Source organism: Nocardia sp. NPDC057440, assembly GCF_042802915.1.
In the GTDB taxonomy this organism is placed as follows: Bacteria; Actinomycetota; Actinomycetes; order Mycobacteriales; family Mycobacteriaceae; genus Nocardia.
On record NZ_JBHVDF010000004.1, the window covers coordinates 1 to 18,673 of the forward strand.

The 18,673-nt window shown below is 67.1% G+C and carries 21 protein-coding genes; 9 read left to right on the top strand and 12 right to left on the bottom strand.

The features are described 5' to 3' along the window. Positions 1 to 463: 463 nt before the first annotated feature. Positions 464 to 1,972: an aldehyde dehydrogenase family protein gene (locus ACFU4Z_RS09035; RefSeq protein WP_379060896.1), complete on the bottom strand. Its 1,509-nt coding sequence runs from the start codon at positions 1,970 to 1,972 to the stop codon at positions 464 to 466. A gap of 181 nt (positions 1,973 to 2,153) precedes the next feature. On the opposite strand from ACFU4Z_RS09035, the gene ACFU4Z_RS09040 reads away from it, so the two are divergent. Next, positions 2,154 to 2,963, top strand: a complete 810-nt coding sequence (locus tag ACFU4Z_RS09040) for an SOS response-associated peptidase (RefSeq protein WP_379060897.1) — start codon at positions 2,154 to 2,156, stop codon at positions 2,961 to 2,963. Positions 2,964 to 2,998: 35 nt separating this feature from the next. Here ACFU4Z_RS09040 and ACFU4Z_RS09045 read toward each other — a convergent pair whose 3' ends face one another. Together ACFU4Z_RS09045 and ybaK are read right to left on the bottom strand one after the other, a co-directional pair. Next, positions 2,999 to 3,310, bottom strand: a complete 312-nt coding sequence (locus ACFU4Z_RS09045) for a hypothetical protein (protein ID WP_379060898.1) — start codon at positions 3,308 to 3,310, stop codon at positions 2,999 to 3,001. Positions 3,311 to 3,384: 74 nt separating this feature from the next. Then, entirely contained in the window at positions 3,385 to 3,879 is a 495-nt protein-coding gene (gene ybaK, locus ACFU4Z_RS09050) for a Cys-tRNA(Pro) deacylase (RefSeq protein WP_379060899.1), read from the bottom strand. A 261-nt stretch (positions 3,880 to 4,140) separates the two neighbouring features. On the opposite strand from ybaK, the gene ACFU4Z_RS09055 reads away from it, so the two are divergent. Continuing rightward, positions 4,141 to 4,785: a sigma-70 family RNA polymerase sigma factor gene (locus tag ACFU4Z_RS09055; RefSeq protein ID WP_379061648.1), complete on the top strand. Its 645-nt coding sequence runs from the start codon at positions 4,141 to 4,143 to the stop codon at positions 4,783 to 4,785. Between the two features lie 73 nt (positions 4,786 to 4,858). After that, on the top strand, positions 4,859 to 5,152 hold the full coding sequence (gene rsrA, locus ACFU4Z_RS09060; protein ID WP_379060900.1) for a mycothiol system anti-sigma-R factor: 294 nt from the start codon (positions 4,859 to 4,861) through the stop codon (positions 5,150 to 5,152). Positions 5,153 to 5,236: 84 nt separating this feature from the next. On the opposite strand, the gene ACFU4Z_RS09065 is transcribed toward rsrA, so the two are convergent. Continuing rightward, positions 5,237 to 5,311: a 50S ribosomal protein bL37 gene (locus tag ACFU4Z_RS09065; RefSeq protein ID WP_022597109.1), complete on the bottom strand. Its 75-nt coding sequence runs from the start codon at positions 5,309 to 5,311 to the stop codon at positions 5,237 to 5,239. Between the two features lie 90 nt (positions 5,312 to 5,401). Here ACFU4Z_RS09065 and ACFU4Z_RS09070 point away from each other — a divergent pair, with 90 nt between their 5' ends. Then, positions 5,402 to 5,617, top strand: coding sequence for a biotin/lipoyl-binding carrier protein (locus ACFU4Z_RS09070; protein WP_379060901.1), 216 nt, complete (start codon positions 5,402 to 5,404; stop codon positions 5,615 to 5,617). 24 nt (positions 5,618 to 5,641) lie between these two features. Then, a complete protein-coding gene (locus tag ACFU4Z_RS09075) occupies positions 5,642 to 7,156 on the top strand; it encodes a sensor histidine kinase (protein WP_379060902.1) in 1,515 nt (504 codons plus the stop codon). Positions 7,157 to 7,669: 513 nt separating this feature from the next. Here ACFU4Z_RS09075 and ACFU4Z_RS09080 read toward each other — a convergent pair. Beyond that, positions 7,670 to 7,924 carry a WhiB family transcriptional regulator gene (locus tag ACFU4Z_RS09080; RefSeq protein WP_011211115.1) on the bottom strand — a complete coding sequence of 85 codons (255 nt, stop codon included), beginning with the start codon at positions 7,922 to 7,924 and terminating at the stop codon, positions 7,670 to 7,672. A gap of 252 nt (positions 7,925 to 8,176) precedes the next feature. Then, positions 8,177 to 9,121 carry a diacylglycerol/lipid kinase family protein gene (locus tag ACFU4Z_RS09085; RefSeq protein ID WP_379060904.1) on the bottom strand — a complete coding sequence of 315 codons (945 nt, stop codon included), beginning with the start codon at positions 9,119 to 9,121 and terminating at the stop codon, positions 8,177 to 8,179. A gap of 89 nt (positions 9,122 to 9,210) precedes the next feature. Between ACFU4Z_RS09085 and ACFU4Z_RS09090 the strand changes: the two genes are divergently transcribed. Next, a complete protein-coding gene (locus ACFU4Z_RS09090) occupies positions 9,211 to 9,648 on the top strand; it encodes a hypothetical protein (RefSeq protein ID WP_379060905.1) in 438 nt (145 codons plus the stop codon). 12 nt (positions 9,649 to 9,660) lie between these two features. Here the strand turns inward: ACFU4Z_RS09090 and ACFU4Z_RS09095 are convergent, their stop codons facing one another. From ACFU4Z_RS09095 to ACFU4Z_RS09115, 5 genes are all read right to left on the bottom strand, one after another. Further along, the gene (locus ACFU4Z_RS09095) at positions 9,661 to 10,341 is read right to left on the bottom strand and encodes an endonuclease V (protein WP_379060906.1); all 681 of its coding nucleotides are present in this window, start codon (positions 10,339 to 10,341) and stop codon (positions 9,661 to 9,663) included. 29 nt (positions 10,342 to 10,370) lie between these two features. Next, a complete protein-coding gene (locus ACFU4Z_RS09100) occupies positions 10,371 to 10,868 on the bottom strand; it encodes a GNAT family N-acetyltransferase (RefSeq protein WP_379060907.1) in 498 nt (165 codons plus the stop codon). After that, positions 10,865 to 11,476, bottom strand: coding sequence for an acid phosphatase (locus ACFU4Z_RS09105; protein WP_379060908.1), 612 nt, complete (start codon positions 11,474 to 11,476; stop codon positions 10,865 to 10,867). The genes ACFU4Z_RS09100 and ACFU4Z_RS09105 overlap by 4 nt, the downstream gene beginning before the upstream one ends. A 126-nt stretch (positions 11,477 to 11,602) precedes the next feature. Continuing rightward, complete coding sequence (locus ACFU4Z_RS09110) at positions 11,603 to 12,841, bottom strand: hypothetical protein (protein ID WP_379060909.1); 1,239 nt, start codon at positions 12,839 to 12,841, stop codon at positions 11,603 to 11,605. Between the two features lie 27 nt (positions 12,842 to 12,868). Further along, a complete protein-coding gene (locus tag ACFU4Z_RS09115) occupies positions 12,869 to 14,641 on the bottom strand; it encodes a DEAD/DEAH box helicase (protein ID WP_379060910.1) in 1,773 nt (590 codons plus the stop codon). A gap of 417 nt (positions 14,642 to 15,058) precedes the next feature. Between ACFU4Z_RS09115 and ACFU4Z_RS09120 the strand changes: the two genes are divergently transcribed. From ACFU4Z_RS09120 to ACFU4Z_RS09130, 3 genes are read left to right on the top strand one after another with little or no spacing between them, the layout of a single operon-like run. Beyond that, a complete protein-coding gene (locus ACFU4Z_RS09120) occupies positions 15,059 to 15,916 on the top strand; it encodes a hypothetical protein (RefSeq protein ID WP_379060911.1) in 858 nt (285 codons plus the stop codon). A gap of 56 nt (positions 15,917 to 15,972) precedes the next feature. Then, a complete protein-coding gene (locus tag ACFU4Z_RS09125) occupies positions 15,973 to 17,028 on the top strand; it encodes an alpha/beta fold hydrolase (protein WP_379060912.1) in 1,056 nt (351 codons plus the stop codon). A gap of 22 nt (positions 17,029 to 17,050) precedes the next feature. Beyond that, positions 17,051 to 17,731: a ferritin-like fold-containing protein gene (locus ACFU4Z_RS09130; RefSeq protein WP_379060913.1), complete on the top strand. Its 681-nt coding sequence runs from the start codon at positions 17,051 to 17,053 to the stop codon at positions 17,729 to 17,731. Positions 17,732 to 17,736: 5 nt separating this feature from the next. Here ACFU4Z_RS09130 and ACFU4Z_RS09135 read toward each other — a convergent pair whose 3' ends face one another. Continuing rightward, complete coding sequence (locus tag ACFU4Z_RS09135; protein WP_379060914.1) at positions 17,737 to 18,573, bottom strand: helix-turn-helix domain-containing protein; 837 nt, start codon at positions 18,571 to 18,573, stop codon at positions 17,737 to 17,739. Positions 18,574 to 18,673 lie beyond the last annotated feature (100 nt).

An 18,673-nucleotide genomic window follows, 5' to 3' on the forward strand; every position in this document is an offset into this window, starting at 1 on the left:
GCTGATGCCCTTCGGCTGTTGCGGGGTGGGGACGAGCCGCGAACTCTAACGCTCGGATTTCGCTGCGCTCGGAAGGTGTCATCGTGCCTGGTGGGTGTGTTGGTAGCTGAGCGTGCGACCTTGGCTGATGCCCTTCGGCTGTTGCGGGGTGGGGACGAGCCGCGAACTCTAACGCTCGGATTTCGCTGCGCTCGGAAGGTGTCATCGTGCCTGGTGGGGGCGTGGGTAGCTGAGCGTGCGACCTTCGTTGATGCGCTTCGGCTGTTGTGGGGTGGGTAGGGCCGCGAGCTCTAGTGCTGGGTTCCGCTGTGCACGGAAGGTGTCATCGTGCCTGGTGGGGGCGTGGGTAGCTGAGCTTGCGACTTTGTTGGGTGCTGTTCGGTCGCCTCGGCACCCGCCGGCTCGGTGAGTGGCCGCCCGGCCACGGGCTTGTCTGTGGCCGGGCGGGTATCCAGGAGTCGGCTTACTTGTGGCGGCCGTGGAGGAGCGGGACTAGTTTGCGCAGCAGCTTCATGGTGGAGTCGGTGCGCGAGTAGCTCAGCAGCGCCATGCCGGGGATGGCGAAGCGCTGCACGGCGATCGAGTGCGGGCGGGAGAATTCGCGCAGGCCGGGCTCGCCGTGGATGCGGCCGATGCCGGAATCGCCCACGCCGCCGAAGGGCAGGCCCGCGATGGCGGCGAAGGCGAGCACGGAGTTGACCGAGGTGGCGCCGACGCGCAGCCTGCGGGCGATCTCCAGGCCGTTCTTCTTGGAGTACACCGCCGAGGACAGGCCGTATTTGGACTTGTTTGCCAGCTCGACCGCTTCGTCGATGCCGTCCACGGTGCGGATGGTGATGGTGGGGCCGAAGGTCTCCTCGCACACCGCTTCTGAGGTCTCGTCCACATCGACGAGCACCACCGGCTCGATGAACGGCGCCTTGACCGATTCGGGGCCGCCGAGCACCGCGGTGCCGCCGTTCTTCAACGCGTCCTCGATATGGCGGCGCACGATGTCGACCTGGCTCGGCATGGTCATCGGGCCGTAGGCGGCGCCCGCACCGGATCCGGGCTCGATGTCGGTCAGAATGCGCTTCACCTCGGCGACGAACGCGTCGCGCACCGAACGATCCACGTACACCCGCTCCACGCCCGCGCAGGTCTGGCCGCTGTTGGCGGTGGCGCCCCAGGCGACCGCGTCGGCCGCGGCCTTGATGTCGGCGTCACCAGCGACGATCACCGCGTCCTTGCCGCCGCATTCCAGCAACACCGGGGTCAGCGAGTCCGCTGCCGCGGCCATGATGCGCTTGCCGGTGGCGGTGGAGCCGGTGAACGCGAGCTTGTCCACGCCGGACTTGACCAGCGCCGCGCCGGTCGCGCCGAAACCGTTGATGGTCTCGAAAACGCCTTCCGGCAGTTCCGGATTGGCCTTCTTGAACGCCTCGGAGAGGAAATTGCCGATGCTGGTGGAGAATTCGCTCGGCTTGAACACCACGGTGTTGCCCGCGGCGAGCGCATAGGCGATGGAGCCGTTCGGGGTGTAGACGGGGTAGTTCCACGGGCCGATCACGCCGACGACGCCCAGCGGGCGCTGCTCGAGGCGGGCGGAGAAGTTCGACATCAACATGCCGGGAGAGATCTTCTTCGGCGAGAGGATCTTCTTGGCGTTCTTCGCCGCCCATGCGATGTGCTCGAGTGCGAGCATCAGCTCGAGAAAGGCGTCGTCGAGCGGTTTGCCGTTCTCCTTGTGGATCAGCGCGCAGAACTCGTCGGAACTCGTGACCAGCTGGGTCGACCAGCGCAGCAGGTGCTTGCGGCGCTCGTCGAAGCTCAGCGTTCCCCAGGTCGCGGCGGCGGTGCGGGCCTTTGCCACTGCCGCGCGCACCGCGTCTTCATCGGCGACGGTGTGCGTGGCGATGACCTCGCCCGTGGCAGGGTCGACCGACGTCAGCGCCGTGTCTGGCGCGGCCGGGGTGGTCTCGATGGTGGTCACGGTGGGTTTCTCCTCTTGCCGATAACGGCGGCCGGACGTGGCGGTCGGTGCGCATGCCGGAACGGGCGACGTAAGTTACCGTCCATTCCTTGAGAGAATGCTATGCCAGAACTCTCACGAGGTCACCTACTACCTCTCAATTGTTCCCGACTCTGTCGGCCCCCGGTGGGAGTATCGACATATGTGCGGACGATATGCGACGACCACCGATCCCGGCAGGCTTGCCGTCGAGCTGGACGCCATCGATGAGACCGATACCGGAACCGACGCGCGGACCGGCGGCTTCGCCAACTACAACGTCGCACCGACCACCCAGGTGTTCACGGTCGTCGAGCGGCATGCGCACGGAAACACAGACGACGATCCGCGGCTACGGATCCGGCGCATGCGCTGGGGCCTCATCCCGACGTGGACCAAAGCCGCCGAGCCGGGGGTGCCGGTCAAGGGCAAGCCGCTGTTCAATGCCCGCGCCGACAAGGCCGCCACCACCGCCTCGTTCCGCGATGCGGTGAAGTACCGGCGCTGCCTGGTGCCGATGGACGGCTGGTACGAATGGGTCGTCGAGCCCGACGCGCTCGCCGGGGCCAAAGGGAAGGTGGCCAAGCATCCGTTCTACATGTCGGCGGCCGACGGTTCCCGGTTGTACATGGCCGGTCTGTGGTCGGTGTGGCGCGATCGAACGCAGCCCACGAGCGAGTCGCTGTTGTCGTGCACGATTCTGACCACGGACGCGGTCGGCGAGCTGACGCGCATCCACGATCGGATGCCGTTGCCGATGCCGAAGCAACACTGGGACGCCTGGCTCGATCCGGACCATCCCGCGCCCGCCACCCTGCTGGAGACCCCCGGCGTCGACACGGTGTCCGGCATCGTGGCACGGTCGGTGCCGGATCTGGTCAACAGCGTGCGCAACAACGGTCCGGAACTGCTGGCCCGGGTATCGGGTGCGGCGGCGGACAACGAGCAGGCCGGGCAGATCAGTCTGCTGTGATCGCCCGGCCTGCGCGGTGTATCGCTAGCGGTGATTCAGAGCTGGCACTTGACGCTGGGCGTGGCGATATTCAGCCCGCACTTGATGACGCCGGTGATCAGGTCGATGATCTTGGTGGCGACTCCACCGCCGAGTTTCTCGGCCTTATCGGCCTTTTCATCCTTCTTCGGGGTGCTCTCTTTGCTCGGTGCGTCATCGGCGCCGAGCCCGTCGAAGGGGAAGTCGGCGATCTGAGTCGCCGAGGGACGGTCCGGGGCGGCGGCCGCCGCGGGGGCTTGTAGCGCCACCGAACCAAAGGCTAGGACCAGCGCACCGAACAGGGAGACGATCATGGTGCGCAGAGACATTTCGCATCACATCCTCGGGTCGGACGAATCTGGGTTCGTCCAGTAACGCACAGGTAGCCCGGAATTCGCGCCAATTACACCGATGTGACCGGCGCGGTGACCGCATTGGTCAGCCGAACCAGGTCACCGGGCGACACCTCGATCTCCAGCCCCCGTCGCCCCGCGCTGCACAACACCCGATCCCAAGTCAGTGCGGAGGCGTCCACCACGGTGGGCAACAGCTTGCGCTGTCCGAGTGGTGAGATGCCGCCGAGCACGTAACCGGTGACCCGTTCGGCCTTCGCCTTGTCCGCCATCGCCGCCTTCGGTGCGCCGAGCGCCGCGGCAGCCGCCTTGAGCGACAACGTATTCGGCACCGGAAGCACCGCGACCGCCAATGTTCCTGTCGACAGCTCGAGCACCAGGGTCTTGAAGATCTGCGCGGCGTCGATGCCGAGTTCGCCGGCCAGCGCGTCGACCGCTTCGATGCCGTAGGAATCGGCGCGCGGGTCGTGGGCGTAGGCGTGCACATGGTGGGCGACTCCGGCCTTGGTCAAGGCGCGGATCGCCGGGGTCGAGGCTCCTGCCATGCCGGACACCCTAGTGGTGTCACGGCACGGGAGGACAACGGCTTTTCGATGCCGTGACGTTGCCGTGGGAACACAGTCGGGGCCATGTCTGTTGAGCCAAATACACAAGCAGCCTTGTGCACGACGCGAAGGAGAAGTCGGGTGCCCGTTCTGATCGAGGAACGTCCGGTATGGACCGAGGTGTCGCCGACGAATGACCGGTTCCCGTTCGAAATGCCGCTGCCGGTAGATTTGGCAGGTACGGCGATCGAAGGGACACGTGTGACGAGCGACGACGATGTGGTGACCGACGGTGAGGTCGGCGCCGCGGTCGACGAAACCGCGCTGGCGCAGCGGTTCGAGCGGGACGCGCTCCCGATGCTCGACCAGCTGTACGGTGCCGCGCTGCGCATGACCAGGAACCCGGCCGACGCCGAGGATCTGGTTCAGGAGACCTACGTCAAGGCATTCCAGGGATTCAAGTCCTTCAAGGAGGGCACCAACCTGCGCGCCTGGCTGTACCGGATCCTGACCAACACCTACATCAACTCCTACCGCAAGAAGCAGCGTCAGCCCGCGCAGTACCCGACCGACGAGATCACCGACTGGCAGCTGGCGGCAACCGCCGAGCACACCTCGCAGGGTCTGCGTTCGGCCGAGGTCGAGGCGCTGGACGCGCTGCCGGACGACGACATCAAGGCCGCATTGCAGGAGTTGCCGGAGGAATTCCGGATGGCGGTGTACTACGCCGACGTGGAGGGCTTTCCGTATAAGGAAATCGCCGACATCATGGGTACCCCCATCGGTACGGTGATGTCCCGGTTGCATCGCGGTCGTAAACAGCTGAAGGGTTTGCTCGCGGACGTGGCGCGTGAACGTGGATTCAACCGCACCGAGGCGGAACGCCAGGAGGTCAAGCAGGCATGAGCGAGCGTAGCGAGCGAATCACAAGCACAGCACCTTCCGGTGCGACGGAGCCGAGCGCCAGCGAGGTGCAGTCGTGACTGAGCGCGACCCCGATATGGAGCTCGACTGCACGGCGGTGCTCGCCGATGTCTGGTTGATGCTCGACGGTGAATGTGACGCCGCGACCCGAGCCCGGTTGCAGCATCACATGGATCACTGCTCGCCCTGCATCGAGGCCTACGGCATCGAGGAGAAGATCAAGGGCCTGCTGAGCCGCAAATGCGGTGGCGACCGCGCACCGGACTCGCTGCGCGACCGGCTGACCGTGGAGATCCGGCGATCGGTGACGATCACCCAGATCGAATCGCCGCAGGCGACCGAATCCTGATCGCGGGCGACCCCCGAAACGACTGAGCGGCACGCTCTTCCGTCCTGGAGGAGCGTGCCGCTCATGTTCTGTCAGCAGAACGGCTCAGGCGTTAGGCCTCTTGCCATGGTTTGCTGCGTTGCCCTTGCGGCTGCGCTTCTTACGACCACGCTTACCCATCGGTAGTCTCCCTTCTGTTGAAGGCCATTGTTTCACGTGTGGTTGGCTGTACCTTCAGCGGATACAGCGCCGACTAGTGAATGGGGTGTCATGGCCGAGGAAGTGCGTGCGGAGATGGTGTCGACAGTGCTGACCGTGGAAGTGGCCATCGGCGACAAGGTGCAGGTCGACCAGACCCTGGTGCTGCTCGAGTCCATGAAGATGGAGATTCCCGTGCTCACCGAGGTCGAGGGTGAGGTCACCTCGATCGGCGTCAAGCCCGGCCAGGTCCTACAGCAGGGCGATCTGATCGCCATCATTTCCTGAGCGAACCGAAGCGGTAGACCGAACATGGCGACACTGAGCGAGCTCCTTGCCGAGCACACCGATCTACCCGGCGTCGCCGTAGACCATCTGCAGCGGGTGGTGGGGGACTGGCAGCTGCTCGCCGATCTCTCCTTCGCCGATCTGCTCCTGTGGGTCGGTGCGGGTCCCATCACCGACGGCGCGGACATCGTCTGTGTCGCGCAGTGCCGTCCGACGACAGCGCCCACCGTGCATCCAGAGGATCGAGTGGGCGGGCTTGCCCTCCAGGCCGAACATCCGCAGGTGTTCGACGCATTGGTGACCGGCAAGATCGTGCGCGCCGACAGCGATGTCGAAGCCGAAGGCGTCTACCACCCGCATCCGGTGCATGCCATTCGTGAGGCCATCCCGGTGCGTTGTGGCGACGACGTGATCGCGGTGCTGAGCCGCGACACCGACCTGCAGCGTTCCCGGGTGCGCAGCACCCTGGAGATCGCGTATGTGGCCTGCGCGGACGACCTGTGCCAGATGATCGCCGACGGCACCTTCCCGACCACGGAGGATCGCGCCGCGACGCACTCCAGTCCCCGCGCGGGCGACGGTTTCATCCGGCTCGACACCGAAGGCATCGTGGTTTACGCGAGCCCGAATGCGTTGTCCGCCTATCACCGTATGGGTCTGCAGGCGGATCTGGCAGGTCAGGATCTCGCTGTCACCACACGGTCGCTGATCACCGATCCGTTCGACGCCCAAGAGGTGGTCGGCGATATCCAGGCCGCGCTCGCAGGGCGGACCGGGCGGCGGATGGAGGTCGAGGCCCGCGGGGCGACCGTGCTGCTTCGCACGCTCGTGCTGCGCCCCCACGGCGAGCTGGCCGGCGCCGCGGTGCTGGTGCGTGACGTCACCGAGGTCAAACGCCGCGACCGGGCGTTGCTCAGCAAGGACGCGACCATCCGCGAGATCCACCACCGGGTCAAGAACAATCTGCAGACCGTGGCCGCGCTGCTGCGGCTGCAGGCGCGTCGCACCGAGAACGAGGAGGCGCAGGTCGCGCTGACCGAGTCGGTGCGCAGGGTTACCTCGATCGCGTCCGTACACGAGATGCTGTCGATGTCGGTGGACGAGGAGGTCGATCTCGATGAGGTCGTCGACCGGCTGCTGCCGATCATGGCCGATGTCGCCACCGTGCACACCGCGCGAATCAAGGTGCGCAGGACAGGCTCGCTCGGCGTCTTTTCCGCGGAGCGGGCAACGCCGTTGGTGATGGTGCTGACCGAGCTGGTGCAGAACGCCATCGAGCACGCCTTCGATTCCGGCGAGAACGGTTCGGTGACAATCCGTTCCGAGCGATCGGCGCGCTGGCTGGATGTGATCATCAGCGACGACGGCCGCGGCCTGCCGCCCGGCTTCAGCCTGGAATCCTCCGACCGTCTCGGCCTGCAGATCGTGCGCACCCTGGTCACCGCCGAACTGGGCGGTTCGATCGGCCTGCACCCCGGCGCCGACGTCGGCACGGACGCGGTGCTGCGAGTCCCGTTGGGCCGTCGCTCAGGTCGCTGACCTGGACAGTGACGTCAAACTCCCGGCGATCCCCTTGACAATCAACAACTTTCGATCCCTCCATGATCAACATCGGCCATTCGCAACCCGCCTCGCGATCGACGCAAGCACATCCAACAAGGTCAACCACCCTGACCGGGCACGTTGACGTCTTTCGAGCAAAGGCGAGAGCCGTCGGCCCGTCCCACCCGCAACAGGCCGAAGCACATCCATCACAGTCGCAAGCTCAGCCACCGACACCCCCACTCGGCACGATGATGTCTTCCGAGCGCAGCGAGACCGAGCCCTAGAGTTCGCGGCCCGTCTCGCTTCCGAGCGGCCGAAGCGCACGCGCCGAAGGCGCAAGTCTCGGCCGCTCGGAAGCGAGACCAAGGGGGCCGCGAACACGCAGCGCCGCAGGCGCTGCCAAAAAGACACTGCAGAAACAAATCAGCCCGGCACCTCGGAAGGTGCCGGGCTCAATGCGTTACCGGTCCGGGCTGAATGGCCCGGTAACGCTGGTCGTCTCGAGAATCAGACGACAGTGCGGGTGCGGGTGCGCGCGTTGCGACGCTTGAGCGCGCGGCGCTCGTCCTCGCTCATGCCACCCCACACGCCGGCATCCTGCCCGGACTTCAGGGCCCAGGACAGGCAGTCGGCGGTGACGGGGCAGCGAGCGCAGACCAGCTTGGCATCGGCAATCTGCGCGAGCGCAGGACCACTGTTACCCACCGGGAAGAACAGCTCGGGGTCCTCATCGCGACAGATGGCCTTGTGGCGCCAGTCCATTCCTCTGCTCCTTTGCTGGGCGCCGCAAAAAGGGCGCCTACGGTTTGTGGATCGTTCACTTGTGCGACTCGAATGTTTCCGCACGGTTGCTTGTGAATGCTTTCACGAACACCGTAGATGTCAATAGGTATCTGGTGCACCGTGGGGAAGCTCACGCTCTCAAGGTCCCCCTAGGGGAACCTGCCGGGTCCTTTGTACTCGCTCTACCCAGTTTTCGCAGCGCAAACGCGATGTTTTCCGCGCGTTTCGTGCTCAGGAAGGTCGGGGAGCGACGACATCGAGCACGTCGGGCACAGCTGTGAAATCCACCATGTTGCGTTTTCCGATAAAGTCGCCATCGATTTGCAGGCCGATGGGCTCCGCGGCGACGATCCGCACCGACGGAACATCGTCCTCGCGGAACAGGTTGCGAGACTTGGGGTCTCCATCGGTTGCCAGCAACTGGCGCGCGAGCAGGAGAGTCGGGACCACCGCCATCGACCGCACAGCGAACACGCCGAGGCCCGTCTCGAAGGTGGTGCCGGGGTTGGTGTGCACCGGCGTGGAGTTCAGGTAGGTCCATGGACTGGCGTTCGTTACGAATGCGTAATGGACACCGTCCACCGGCGCGTGTCCCGGGATCTCGATCCGGACGCTCGGCTCCTTGCCTTTTGCGCGGAAGAATTGGCGCACGGTGGTTCGCACGTAGTGTCCGGGCGTCGCCGCTCGGCCGTCGGCGCGGCTGGCGTCGATCGCCTCACACACATCGGCGTCGAGGCCGACCCCGGCGCTGAAGGTGAACCAGCGGTCGTCGGCGATGCCGAGGCCGATCTTGCGGTCGCGATCGAGTGTGAGCAGATCGATCAATTGGTTGGTCGCGGTCACCGGATCCGGCGAAATGCCGAGCGCCCGCGCGAAGACATTCGCCGAGCCGCCGGGGATCACGCCGAGCCGAGGCAGCCATGCCTGGCCGTCGTTGAGCTCGGGCAATGGCAGGAAGCCGTTGATGGTTTCGTTGACCGTCCCATCGCCGCCGTGCACCACGATCAGATCCATCTGATTGGTCGATGCCCACTGCGCCAATTCCGCCGCGTGCCCGCGATGCTGGGTATGCGCAACGGTCAGCTGGGTCCGGCTCTCCAGGGCGTGTGCCAGCAGATCCCGTGTCGCCGGTGTAGTCGAGGTGGCATTGGGATTCACGATCAGCAACGTCCGCACGCTTCGAAGCCTAATCGGGCGCTGTCGGAGGTGGTCCGGCGACAGCCTTGCGCTCGGGCGCGCGGACGGAGGCCGTTTAGGCTTGGCGCGTGGCTGAGACCGACAAGGGCGAGTTTTCCGGTGTGCCGACCACGGTGCGCGGTGCGGGTGGATTGGTGACGCTGGAGGGCAGCGTCGCGGTGATCGCGGCGATCGTGCTGGTGGTGCGCGGGCTGCTCGGGCACGACCAGAGCGCGACGAGCGGTTACGGCACCGCGGCGTGGTTCGCCATCCTCGGCGGCGCCGTGCTCGCCGCGGGCATCGGGTTACTGCTCGGCCACCGGTGGGGCCGGGCGATCGCGGTGATCGCGCAGCTGTTGTTGCTGCCGGTCAGCTGGTCGTTGCTCACAGACTCGCACCAGCCGGTCTACGGAGTCCTGCTCGGCGTCGTGGTGATCGTCACGCTGGTGCTGTTGTTCGCACCGCCCTCGTCGCGGTGGATGGCCCAGGAGTACGGCATCGATAGCGACGGGCCGCGGACCGGATAGCGGTGGCGCTGCTCAGGCTCCGGTGGCGGCGCGCAACGCCTGCCTGCAGAGCTGATCGGCCTGCCGAGTCGTCTCGGGTTGCCGGTAGCGCGGGGTGAGCGCCAGCACCTGGGCGCAGGCCGTGTCGAGATCGATGAGATGGCCGACCGATACGAAGAGCGGCTTGACCCCGCTCCTGGTGCGCAGCGCGCGGCCGACGATCTGCCCGTCGATGGTGATGTCGGAGGTCGCGCCGCGTTCGAGCCCCGGCTCGGTGTAGTCGCCCCACGCCGACTTGGCCACTCCGATGGTCGGCAGTCCGGTGAGCACACCGACGTGACAGGCCAGTCCGAACTGTCGCGGATGCGCGAGGCCCTGGCCGTCGCAGACCAGTAGATCCGGTGTGGTGGCGAGCTTTTCGAGTGCCGCGATGGTGGTCGGCAACTCGCGGAACGCGAGCAGGCCGGGCACATAGGGGAAGTTGACGGTGCCGTGTGCCACCGCGGTGTCGACGGGTTCCAATGTGGCGCTGTCCAATACGACGACGGCGGCGGCGAACGCGCCATTGTCGTGATAGGCCGAGTCCAGCCCGGAAACTGTCCGAAACTCAGCTGCACCAAGGTTTTTCGTGATAACCGACGGACGAAGCTCGTCCTGCATCGCCACTGCCTCGGCTGCCGTGGTCGGCCACTCGGCCGGGACGGTCACCCGCATACCGGTCCTGCTCTCGCCCCGCCGCGCGACTACTTGCCGCCGCGCCCGAGTGCGTCCAGTGCCTCGCTCTCGAGCCGGTAGCCGACCCACTCGTCCTGCCCGACGGCGCCGAGCGACTTGTAGAAATCGATGGACGGGGTGTTCCAGGTCAGCACCGACCAGTCGACCCTGCCGTACCCGTTGGCGACGGCTTCCTCGGCGAGCGTGGTCAGCAGTGCCTTGCCGTACCCCTTGCCGCGGGTCTCCGGCTTGACGTACAGGTCCTCCAGGTAGATCCCGTGCACACCCTTCCAGGTGGAGAAGTTCAGGAACCAGATGGCGCAGCCGACCAGTCCGGCGTCCTCCTCGACCACGTGCGCGAACAGGGCAGGCGTCGGACCGAAGAGCGCGGTGTGCAGCTGCTCAGCGGTCAATGTGCACTCGTCCCTTGCCTTTTCGTACTCGGCGAGGTCGTAGACCAGTTCGACGAGACCGGGCACGTCGGCGGGCGTCGCGCGGCGGATGACGCCGTCTCCGGATCTAGTCACAGGGTTGCTCCATTCGGTGCGGGAACGAGGTTGTGCGCCAGGATGGTTCGCACGTCGTGTTCGTAACCGAGGACGGTGATCGCCCCGGTCGACATGGTGAAGCGGCGGCCCTCCCCGAGGTCCAGCTCGGCCCAGCGGGCGATCAGCGCTCGGGAGAAGTGTCCGTGCCCCACCAGCACGATATCGCGGTCGGTCAGCGCGGGTTCCACGGAGGTCAGCACCCGGTCGGCCCGTGCGCGCACCTGGTCGGCGGGCTCGCCGCCGGGCACCGGACCGGTCCAGATGGTCCAGCCCGGGACGGTTTCGCGGATTTCCGCGGTGGTGCGGCCCTCGTAGTCGCCGTAGTCCCATTCGGCCAGATCGTCGTCGACGGCGGTGGCGGTGAGCCCCGCCAGCGCGGCCGTGTGCACGGCGCGTTGTCGTGGGCTGGTCAGCACCAGCGGATCGCGCAGCTTCAGCTCGGTCAGCAGCTGACCGGCTCGGCGGGCTTGCTCTTCGCCGCGCTCGGTGAGCGGCAGATCGGTGCGCCCGGTATGGCGGCGCTGGGTCGACCAGGTGGTTTCCCCGTGCCGGAGCAGCACGAGCCGAGCGTCATCGAGTGCAGACATGGTTGCTTCCCGCCTCTCCGCGTCTTCAGGCCAGACTAGCTACCGCGCCGGTGGCGTCGGCGCCCGGCGGTGCGGGTGCGTCGGCCGGTACCCGATGAGTTGCCCATGTGCTCGCGAAATCGGTTGTCACTGGCCGAGGGCGTACAGCTGCGTGCCGCGCTTTTCCAGCACCGTGGTGCCGAGTACGGCGAGCGAGATGGCGGAGTTTTCGGAGCCCTGGCGATTCACCGGGATGCGGGCCAGTTCGGAGCCCGAAGCGGGATCGAGGGCGGCGAGCGCTCCGGTCACCGGCACGAGCAGCCTGCCGGCCATGAACGCGGGTCCGCCGAGGGCGTTCGGCGTGGTCCACAGTGGGTCGAAAGTGCTGGCACTCAACGCGATCACGCTGTTGCCGGTGAAAACGAAGAAGGCCGAGCTGATTCGGGTTGTCGTCGCCTTGTCGGTCAGCGGCGCGGAAAGCTGGTGCACCATCAGTGGATTCCCGGTGCCGTCGTAGACGGCGAGCCGTGGTGTCGCGGCTTCCACACCCGGGGCCGCGGGCCCGCCGGGTAGGTACAGCACAATTCGGTTGTCCGACACCGCGATCACCCGGGCGTCGGCGGAATCGGTGCCCGGCCCCATCAGCACGTGCGAGCCGTGTTCCTCGGGGACGGTGTTGTCTTTCGGCGCCGGGTTGAGCACGGTCAGCCGGTCGGCAGGGTCTTCTGGGCAGCGTTCCAGCACCGCGAGTCGGGAGGCGCTCGACCCGGCCGACAGGAGCGAGCAGCCCTTGCGCGGTTGAGTTTTCACATTCACCGGCGCGTCGACGTAGCCGTATTCGAGGGTGCGCACCAGATCCGAGCGCCACATCTCCAGCCGCTGCGGTCCCTTGGCCAGCACGTAGGTGCCGTCGACGGACAATCGCAGCGTCTCGTCCATGTAGCTGCTGCGGGCGGTGCGCCGCGAGCCGTCCTCGCCGGCGAGCAGGGTGGCTTGGCTGCAGCCTCGCTGATCCCGGTACACCGCGACCACCGTGCCGAATTGCGACTCCACCCCGCACAACGGCATATCGCGGCGATACAGCCACAGTTGCGCGCCGGTCTGCGGATCGCGGCCGACGACGGTGCCGTCGTCGCCGGTGATCACCGCGCCACCGGCGACGAGGGCGCGTGCCGTCGCCCCGTCGGGCGCGTGCCACAGTTCGCGCAGGGCTGTCGGCAACTGGTCCGCAGCGGCCGGCGTCGGCACGGGGTGTTCCGCGGTCAGCGACTCGGTGCCGTTGGCGTCGCCGCGCGCCCACACCAACGCCGCCGCGATCGCCACGAGCACGGCGATCGCGACTGCGGAGATGATGTCGGCGCGCGTCCGCCGCTCAGGTACGAGCACGAATGCGAGAGTAGCGGATCCGCCGGGCTAGACGGATGCCGTGGCCGCGGCGCCAGTCTCTGCTGTGATGCCGTTGCCGTTCTCGACGCCGTTCTCGCCCGCGGGCTTGCGCCGACGACGTCGACGTCGCGCGGGCTGGTCGGCGGTCTCGGCGTCGCCACCGTTGTCCGCGCTCGCGCGCACCTCGGCGGTACCGTTGCCGGAGCTGTCGGCCGCGGCGTTGCCGTTGTCGGCGCTGTCGATATCCGCGCTCCCCGAGTCCGCGGTGCCGGTGTCCGTGGCTGCGTCGGCATCCCCCGCGGGCTTGCGCCTACGGCGACGGCGACGGGCGGGCTTCTCGGCGTTCTCGTCCTCGGCGTCGGCATTGTCGACGCGCGCCACGGTCTCGGAAGACGCTGCGACCGCGCCGTCCTCGGTGCCGGTGACATCGGCCGGATCGATCGGCTCCCCGGCCCTTGTCCGCCTGCGGTTGCGCTTGCGCGGGGCACGCGCGGGCCGCTCGACGACAACGGCGTCCTCGTCGCGCTCCACCTTCGGCTTGCGGACGGTGCCCGTCACGCCCTCCGGGATGCCGAGCTCCGAGTAAAGGTGCGCTGAGCGCGAGTACGTTTCCACCGGCTCCGGGATGCCGAGACCGAGCGCCTTATCGATGCCCGCCCAGCGATTGAGTTCATCCCAGTCGATGAGGGTGATCGCGACGCCGGTGCGCCCGGCACGACCGGTGCGGCCGATCCGGTGCACGTAGGTCTTCTCGTCCTCCGGGCACTGGTAGTTGACGACGTGCGTGACGTCGTCGATGTCGATGCCCCGCGCCGCGACGTCGGTCGCGACCAGCACATCGATGGCGCCCTTGCGGAACTTCGTGAGCGCCTTCTCCCTGGCGATCTGTCCGAGGTCGCCGTGCACCGCACCGACGGAGAACCCGCGCTCGGCCAGGTCGTCGGCCACCTTCTGCGCGGTGCGCTTGGTGCGGGTGAAGATCATCGTCGCGCCGCGGGTCTCGGCCTGCAGGATGCGGGCGATCAATTCGCTCTTGTCGAGCGCGTGCGCGCGGTAGACGAACTGCGCGGTGCGGTCATGCACGGCGGAATCGTGCGGCTCCTCGGCGCGGATGTGCGTCGGCCTGCTCAGGAAGGTGCGGGCCAGGGTGATGATCGGGCCCGGCATGGTCGCCGAGAACAGCATCGTCTGGCGCTGCGTGGGCACCATGCCGAGAATGCGCTCGATATCCGGCAGGAAGCCGAGGTCGAGCATTTCGTCGGCCTCGTCGAGGACGAGCACGCCGACCTTGCCGAGGATCAGGTGGCCCTGATCGGCCAGGTCCATCAGGCGGCCCGGGGTGCCGACCACGACGTCGACGCCGGAGCGCAGCGCGGCGATCTGGGACTCGTAGGGACGGCCGCCGTAGATCGACAGCACACGTAGCGGGCCCTGATGGTTCTTCAGGTACTTGCTGGCGTTCTCGAGATCCTGGGTGACCTGGATGCACAGCTCGCGGGTCGGCACGATGATCAGTGCTCGCGGGGTGCCGTCCAGCGGGGTGGTTCCGGTGTCGGCGGTGGCGATGCGGTGCAGCAGCGGCACACCGAATCCGAAGGTCTTACCCATGCCGGTGCGCGCCTGACCGATGAGATCTTCACCGGCGAGCGCCAACGGAAGGGTCAGTTCCTGGATCGCGAATGTGCGTTCGATTCCGATCTCGCCGAGTGCGCGCACGATTTCCTCGCGCACGCCTAATTCGGCAAAAGTCGGTGCAGTGTGGGTTTCGTCCAGTTCGGCGGTCAGCAGCGTGTCTGCCAAGCCCGGTTCCTGTTCGATAGTGATCTTGCTCAGGTTCGTGCCTTTCCTCGTTAGCGCGTCACGCGCGCACGAGGCGTGGGGCGGACCGGTCGGCCCGCGACAACCACGTATCCGCCTGTGATGCTCACTCCGGCTACAGCCTGATGTCAGCGGGTGCCGTCTATACGGCAGCTACCTGGAGACATCGGCGCGGCGCTGTGGTGATGCGGATCTGGTGCGCGCACATTTTCCTGGACGTCGAAAACCTCGCACCCGGTGCCCGTGTGACCATGCGATCCGGCGACTCGGTCGGGCGAAACTTTTCGTTGTCCGCAGTGATTGTAGCGTGATATTGTGCACGGCTCGAATTGCCGCCGCGATAAATTCGACACAAAAGTCCGGTTTCCTCGCGCGGCTCGCCGACGTACGCTGCGCCACATGGCAATTCATCTCGCGCGACGAATCTGGACCAGCCTCGAACCACTGCACGATGTGGTGTATTTCGGAGCGCCGATCAAGGACGCCGGAGTCGCGATCGGCCTGCGCGGATATTGGCAGACATACTTCGCATTCCGGGCCGCCCCGCTCGGCGCTGCGACGGCGGGCACTGTGGTCGCGACCTTCGCCGGGTTCCACCCCGACATGGTCGGCAAAGCGCTGCCGGATGCCTGGACCAGGGCGACCCCGCAGCAAAGCCTCGAGGCCAGGCTCGCCGTGTCGACCGGGCTGTTGCGCGGCGCGGGCGCGGGGAACGCCGAATGCGCGCGCGGCGTCGAGTTGCTGACACCGGTGCTGCGGGCGGCGGATCCGACCGGGCGGGCGCTGTTCGCGGCGAATGCCGAATTGCCGTTGTCGGAGGATCCGGTCGCCGCGCTGTGGCAGCTCACCACATCGTTGCGGGAACACCGCGGTGACGGGCACGTGGCCGCGCTGGTCGCGCACGGACTGACCGGCGCGCAGGCTTTGGTGATCCAGGTGGCCGCAGGCAAGGTGCCTGCGTCGGTCATGCGGTCCGCGCGCGGCTGGTCGGAGCAGGAGTGGTCCGACAATGCCGACGAATTGCGCGCACGCGGCCTGATCAAGGGCGAGCCGACGAGTCCGTCGCTGACGGTCGGCGGTGCGGAGCTGTTGCAGCGGGTCGAGGCGAGCACCGATGATGCCGCATGGAACGGCGCGCTCTCGACGTTGTCGCAGGATGCGAGCGCCGAGCTGATGTATGTCCTCGCGCCACTGGTGAAGCAGGTGCAGACATCGTTGGTGCCGCCGATCAACCCCATCGGAATGGGACAGGCGTAGTCGCCAACCAGACTTGCCTGTTACCGTCGGTACCACGGTGTGAGAGATTCTTGTCTGTGAGCCTCGCAGACACCGTCTCCATCGCCGCCCGCAATGCCTGGGCGCTGACCTTCGGCCCCGGCGTCGAAGCGCCGGACCCCGCCCCGTCGACGGTGCTTTCCGATGAACCGCACCGGCAGCTGCGCCGCTTCGAAGGACCCGAATCCGTCGCCGCGGCGCCAGGGTCGGCGGTCCTGCTCGTGCCGCCGCTCGCGGCGCCCGCCAGCTGCTTCGACCTGCGGCCCGATCAGAGCCTGGCCCGATACCTACTCGACACCGGCCGCACGCCGTATGTCGTCGACTACGGCGAGATCACCTTCGCCGATCGGCGGATGGGCTTCGAGGACTGGATCGACGACATCCTGCCCGAGGCGATCCTGCGCACCTCCGCCGATCAGGACGGTCGGCCGGTCGATCTCGTCGGCTGGTCCATCGGCGGGACGCTGGCGCTGCTCGCCGCCGCCGCACACCAGCAGCTGCCGATCCGGTCCATCACGGCGGTCGGCTCGCCGCTGGACTACGACAAAATGACCGGTATTCCGCAACTGCGCGCGGTCGCCGAACTCACCGGCGGGATCGCGACCTCGACGGTCGTACGCGCGGCGGGCGGCATCCCGGCCGCGCTGACGCGGTTCGCCTACAAGGTCACCGCATGGGACAGGGAACTCACCCGCCCGTGGTTCGTGGCGAGCAATATCGCGCGCACCGAAACCCTGGCGAGGATGGAGACGATCGACCGCTTCATGGCCGAGATGCCGGGATATCCCGGCCGCTTCTACGGCCAGCTCTGGGGCAGGCTGATGCTCAACAACGACATCGGCCGCGGCGTCGTGCACCTGGGCCGGCGACGGATCGAGCTGGCACAGGTGACCGCGCCGGTGCTGCTCGTCGGCGGGCCGAACGATGTCATCACCCCGGCCGCCGCGGTCGAGGCGGGCACTCGGACCCTCGCCGGCGCCAAGTCCGTGCGCTACGAAACGGCCCCGGGCAGCCACCTCGGCATCCTCGCGGGCCTGACCGCTCGCGACACCACCTGGACCTACCTCGACAAGTTCCTGCGGGAAGCTGCGTGAGTCGGGTACTAGGCTGGGTGGCATGGGAGCCCAGTCATCTGCCGCGCTAGATGTTTCGTCCATCGCCGCCGACCACTCGGGAGTCACCGAGCTGTTCGCGGTGCTCGCCTACGGTGAGATTTCCGCCTTCTATCGACTGGCCGAAGAGGCCAAGCTTTCCCCGACACTGCGAGGCAAGGTCGCGGTCGCGAAGATGGCGGCCGCGGAGATGCGGCACTTCGAGACCCTGGAGTCGGCACTGGCCGAGCGCGGCGTCGACATCTTCGACGCGATGGCGCCCTATGTGCGCGCGCTGGATGCCTACCACGACTCCACCGACCCCTCGACCTGGCTCGAGTCGATGGTGAAGTTCTATGTCGGCGACGGCATCGCCGCCGACTTCTACACCGAGATCGCGGGCGCCCTTACTCCCGAGGTCGCCGCCGTGGTCCGGGACGTGCTCGCCGAGACGAGCCACTCCGAATTCGTGGTGGAGGAGGTGCGGCGCGCGGTCGCGATCAGCCGCTCCGAACGTGACCGGCTCACCCTCTGGGGCAGACGGCTGCTCGGCGAGGCCATCACCCAGGCGCAATACGTGATGGCCCAGCGCGACGAACTCACCGAGTTGGTGCTGACCGCGACCGGCGATCTCAACGGCATCGCGGCGCTGTTCGAGCGCATGCAGGCCAGCCACGCCGAACGCATGGCTGTGCTGGGTATCTGATCCGGTTACTCGTTGACGGCGCGCTTGGATACGAGGCGCAGTTCGGGGACGCGGACCTGGGCGTGGTCGCTGAGCCAGACCATGATGCTCTGGTCGTTGCCCGCGTCCAGCGTCTCGAACACGACCTTCATGGCGCCGTGCTCGGGATGGTCGAGATCCAACTCGGCGGCGATGCGCTCCTGCAGGCGATGCGGCTGCCAGCGCCCCGCGAAATCGGGATGGTGATGCAACGCCTCGATCACCTCGAGTAGCTGTTCGTCGCCGGGCCAGCGTAGTTTGGCCCGGCACAGCTCGGCAGAGAAAACATCCGCCGCCTCCGACCAGTTCCGCACGACCTTTCTGGCCAGCGGGTGCATGAAGGTGTACCAGGCCAGATTCACCTGCGCCGGATCGTCGAGCAGGCCTAGCGGTGTCGCGAGGTCCTCCCATGCCGGATTCCAGCCGAGCACGTTGAGCCGGCGGCCGACGACGAAGGCCGGGGTGGGATGCAGCGCGCGCAGGATCGTCTCGATGCCTGGGCTGAGGGTTTCCTCCGCGGAAGGGGCCTTGGGGCACCGTTCCTCGTTGCTCGAGGTCAGGGCGAGCCAGCCGAAGTGGTTGTGGTCCTTGCCTTCCAGCAGCAGCGCCTTGGCCAGCGCATCGATCACCGCCACCGAGGGATTGGTGTCTCTGCCCTGTTCCAGCCGGGCCAAGTAGTCGGCGCTGACCCCGGCGCGGACGGCGACCTCCTCGCGGCGCAGTCCGGGGGTGCGGCGGCGGCCGCCCTCGGGCATCCCGACATCCGACGGCCGCAATTCGGCGCGGCGCGCGATCAGGAATTCCGCGAATCGGTTTCGTGCCATATTTCCATCGTGCCTCGTCCTGGGATGATTATCCGCGCCCTGTCAGGTCCAGGATAACGGCGGTCTGGCTACCCGCTCTCGACGCGACAATCGTCGAAGC

What these genes read in the sequence shown, in the direction of transcription:
- ACFU4Z_RS09040 (WP_379060897.1), top strand. Translation starts at nt 2,154, where the DNA reads ATGTGCGGACGATATGCGACGACCACCGATCCCGGCAGGCTTGCCGTC.
- ACFU4Z_RS09045 (WP_379060898.1), bottom strand. Translation starts at nt 3,310, where the DNA reads ATGTCTCTGCGCACCATGATCGTCTCCCTGTTCGGTGCGCTGGTCCTA.
- ybaK (WP_379060899.1), bottom strand. Translation starts at nt 3,879, where the DNA reads ATGGCAGGAGCCTCGACCCCGGCGATCCGCGCCTTGACCAAGGCCGGA.
- ACFU4Z_RS09070 (WP_379060901.1), top strand. Translation starts at nt 5,402, where the DNA reads ATGGCCGAGGAAGTGCGTGCGGAGATGGTGTCGACAGTGCTGACCGTG.
- ACFU4Z_RS09075 (WP_379060902.1), top strand. Translation starts at nt 5,642, where the DNA reads ATGGCGACACTGAGCGAGCTCCTTGCCGAGCACACCGATCTACCCGGC.
- ACFU4Z_RS09080 (WP_011211115.1), bottom strand. Translation starts at nt 7,924, where the DNA reads ATGGACTGGCGCCACAAGGCCATCTGTCGCGATGAGGACCCCGAGCTG.
- ACFU4Z_RS09095 (WP_379060906.1), bottom strand. Translation starts at nt 10,341, where the DNA reads ATGCGGGTGACCGTCCCGGCCGAGTGGCCGACCACGGCAGCCGAGGCA.
- ACFU4Z_RS09105 (WP_379060908.1), bottom strand. Translation starts at nt 11,476, where the DNA reads ATGTCTGCACTCGATGACGCTCGGCTCGTGCTGCTCCGGCACGGGGAA.
- ACFU4Z_RS09120 (WP_379060911.1), top strand. Translation starts at nt 15,059, where the DNA reads ATGGCAATTCATCTCGCGCGACGAATCTGGACCAGCCTCGAACCACTG.
- ACFU4Z_RS09130 (WP_379060913.1), top strand. Translation starts at nt 17,051, where the DNA reads ATGGGAGCCCAGTCATCTGCCGCGCTAGATGTTTCGTCCATCGCCGCC.
- ACFU4Z_RS09135 (WP_379060914.1), bottom strand. Translation starts at nt 18,573, where the DNA reads ATGGCACGAAACCGATTCGCGGAATTCCTGATCGCGCGCCGCGCCGAA.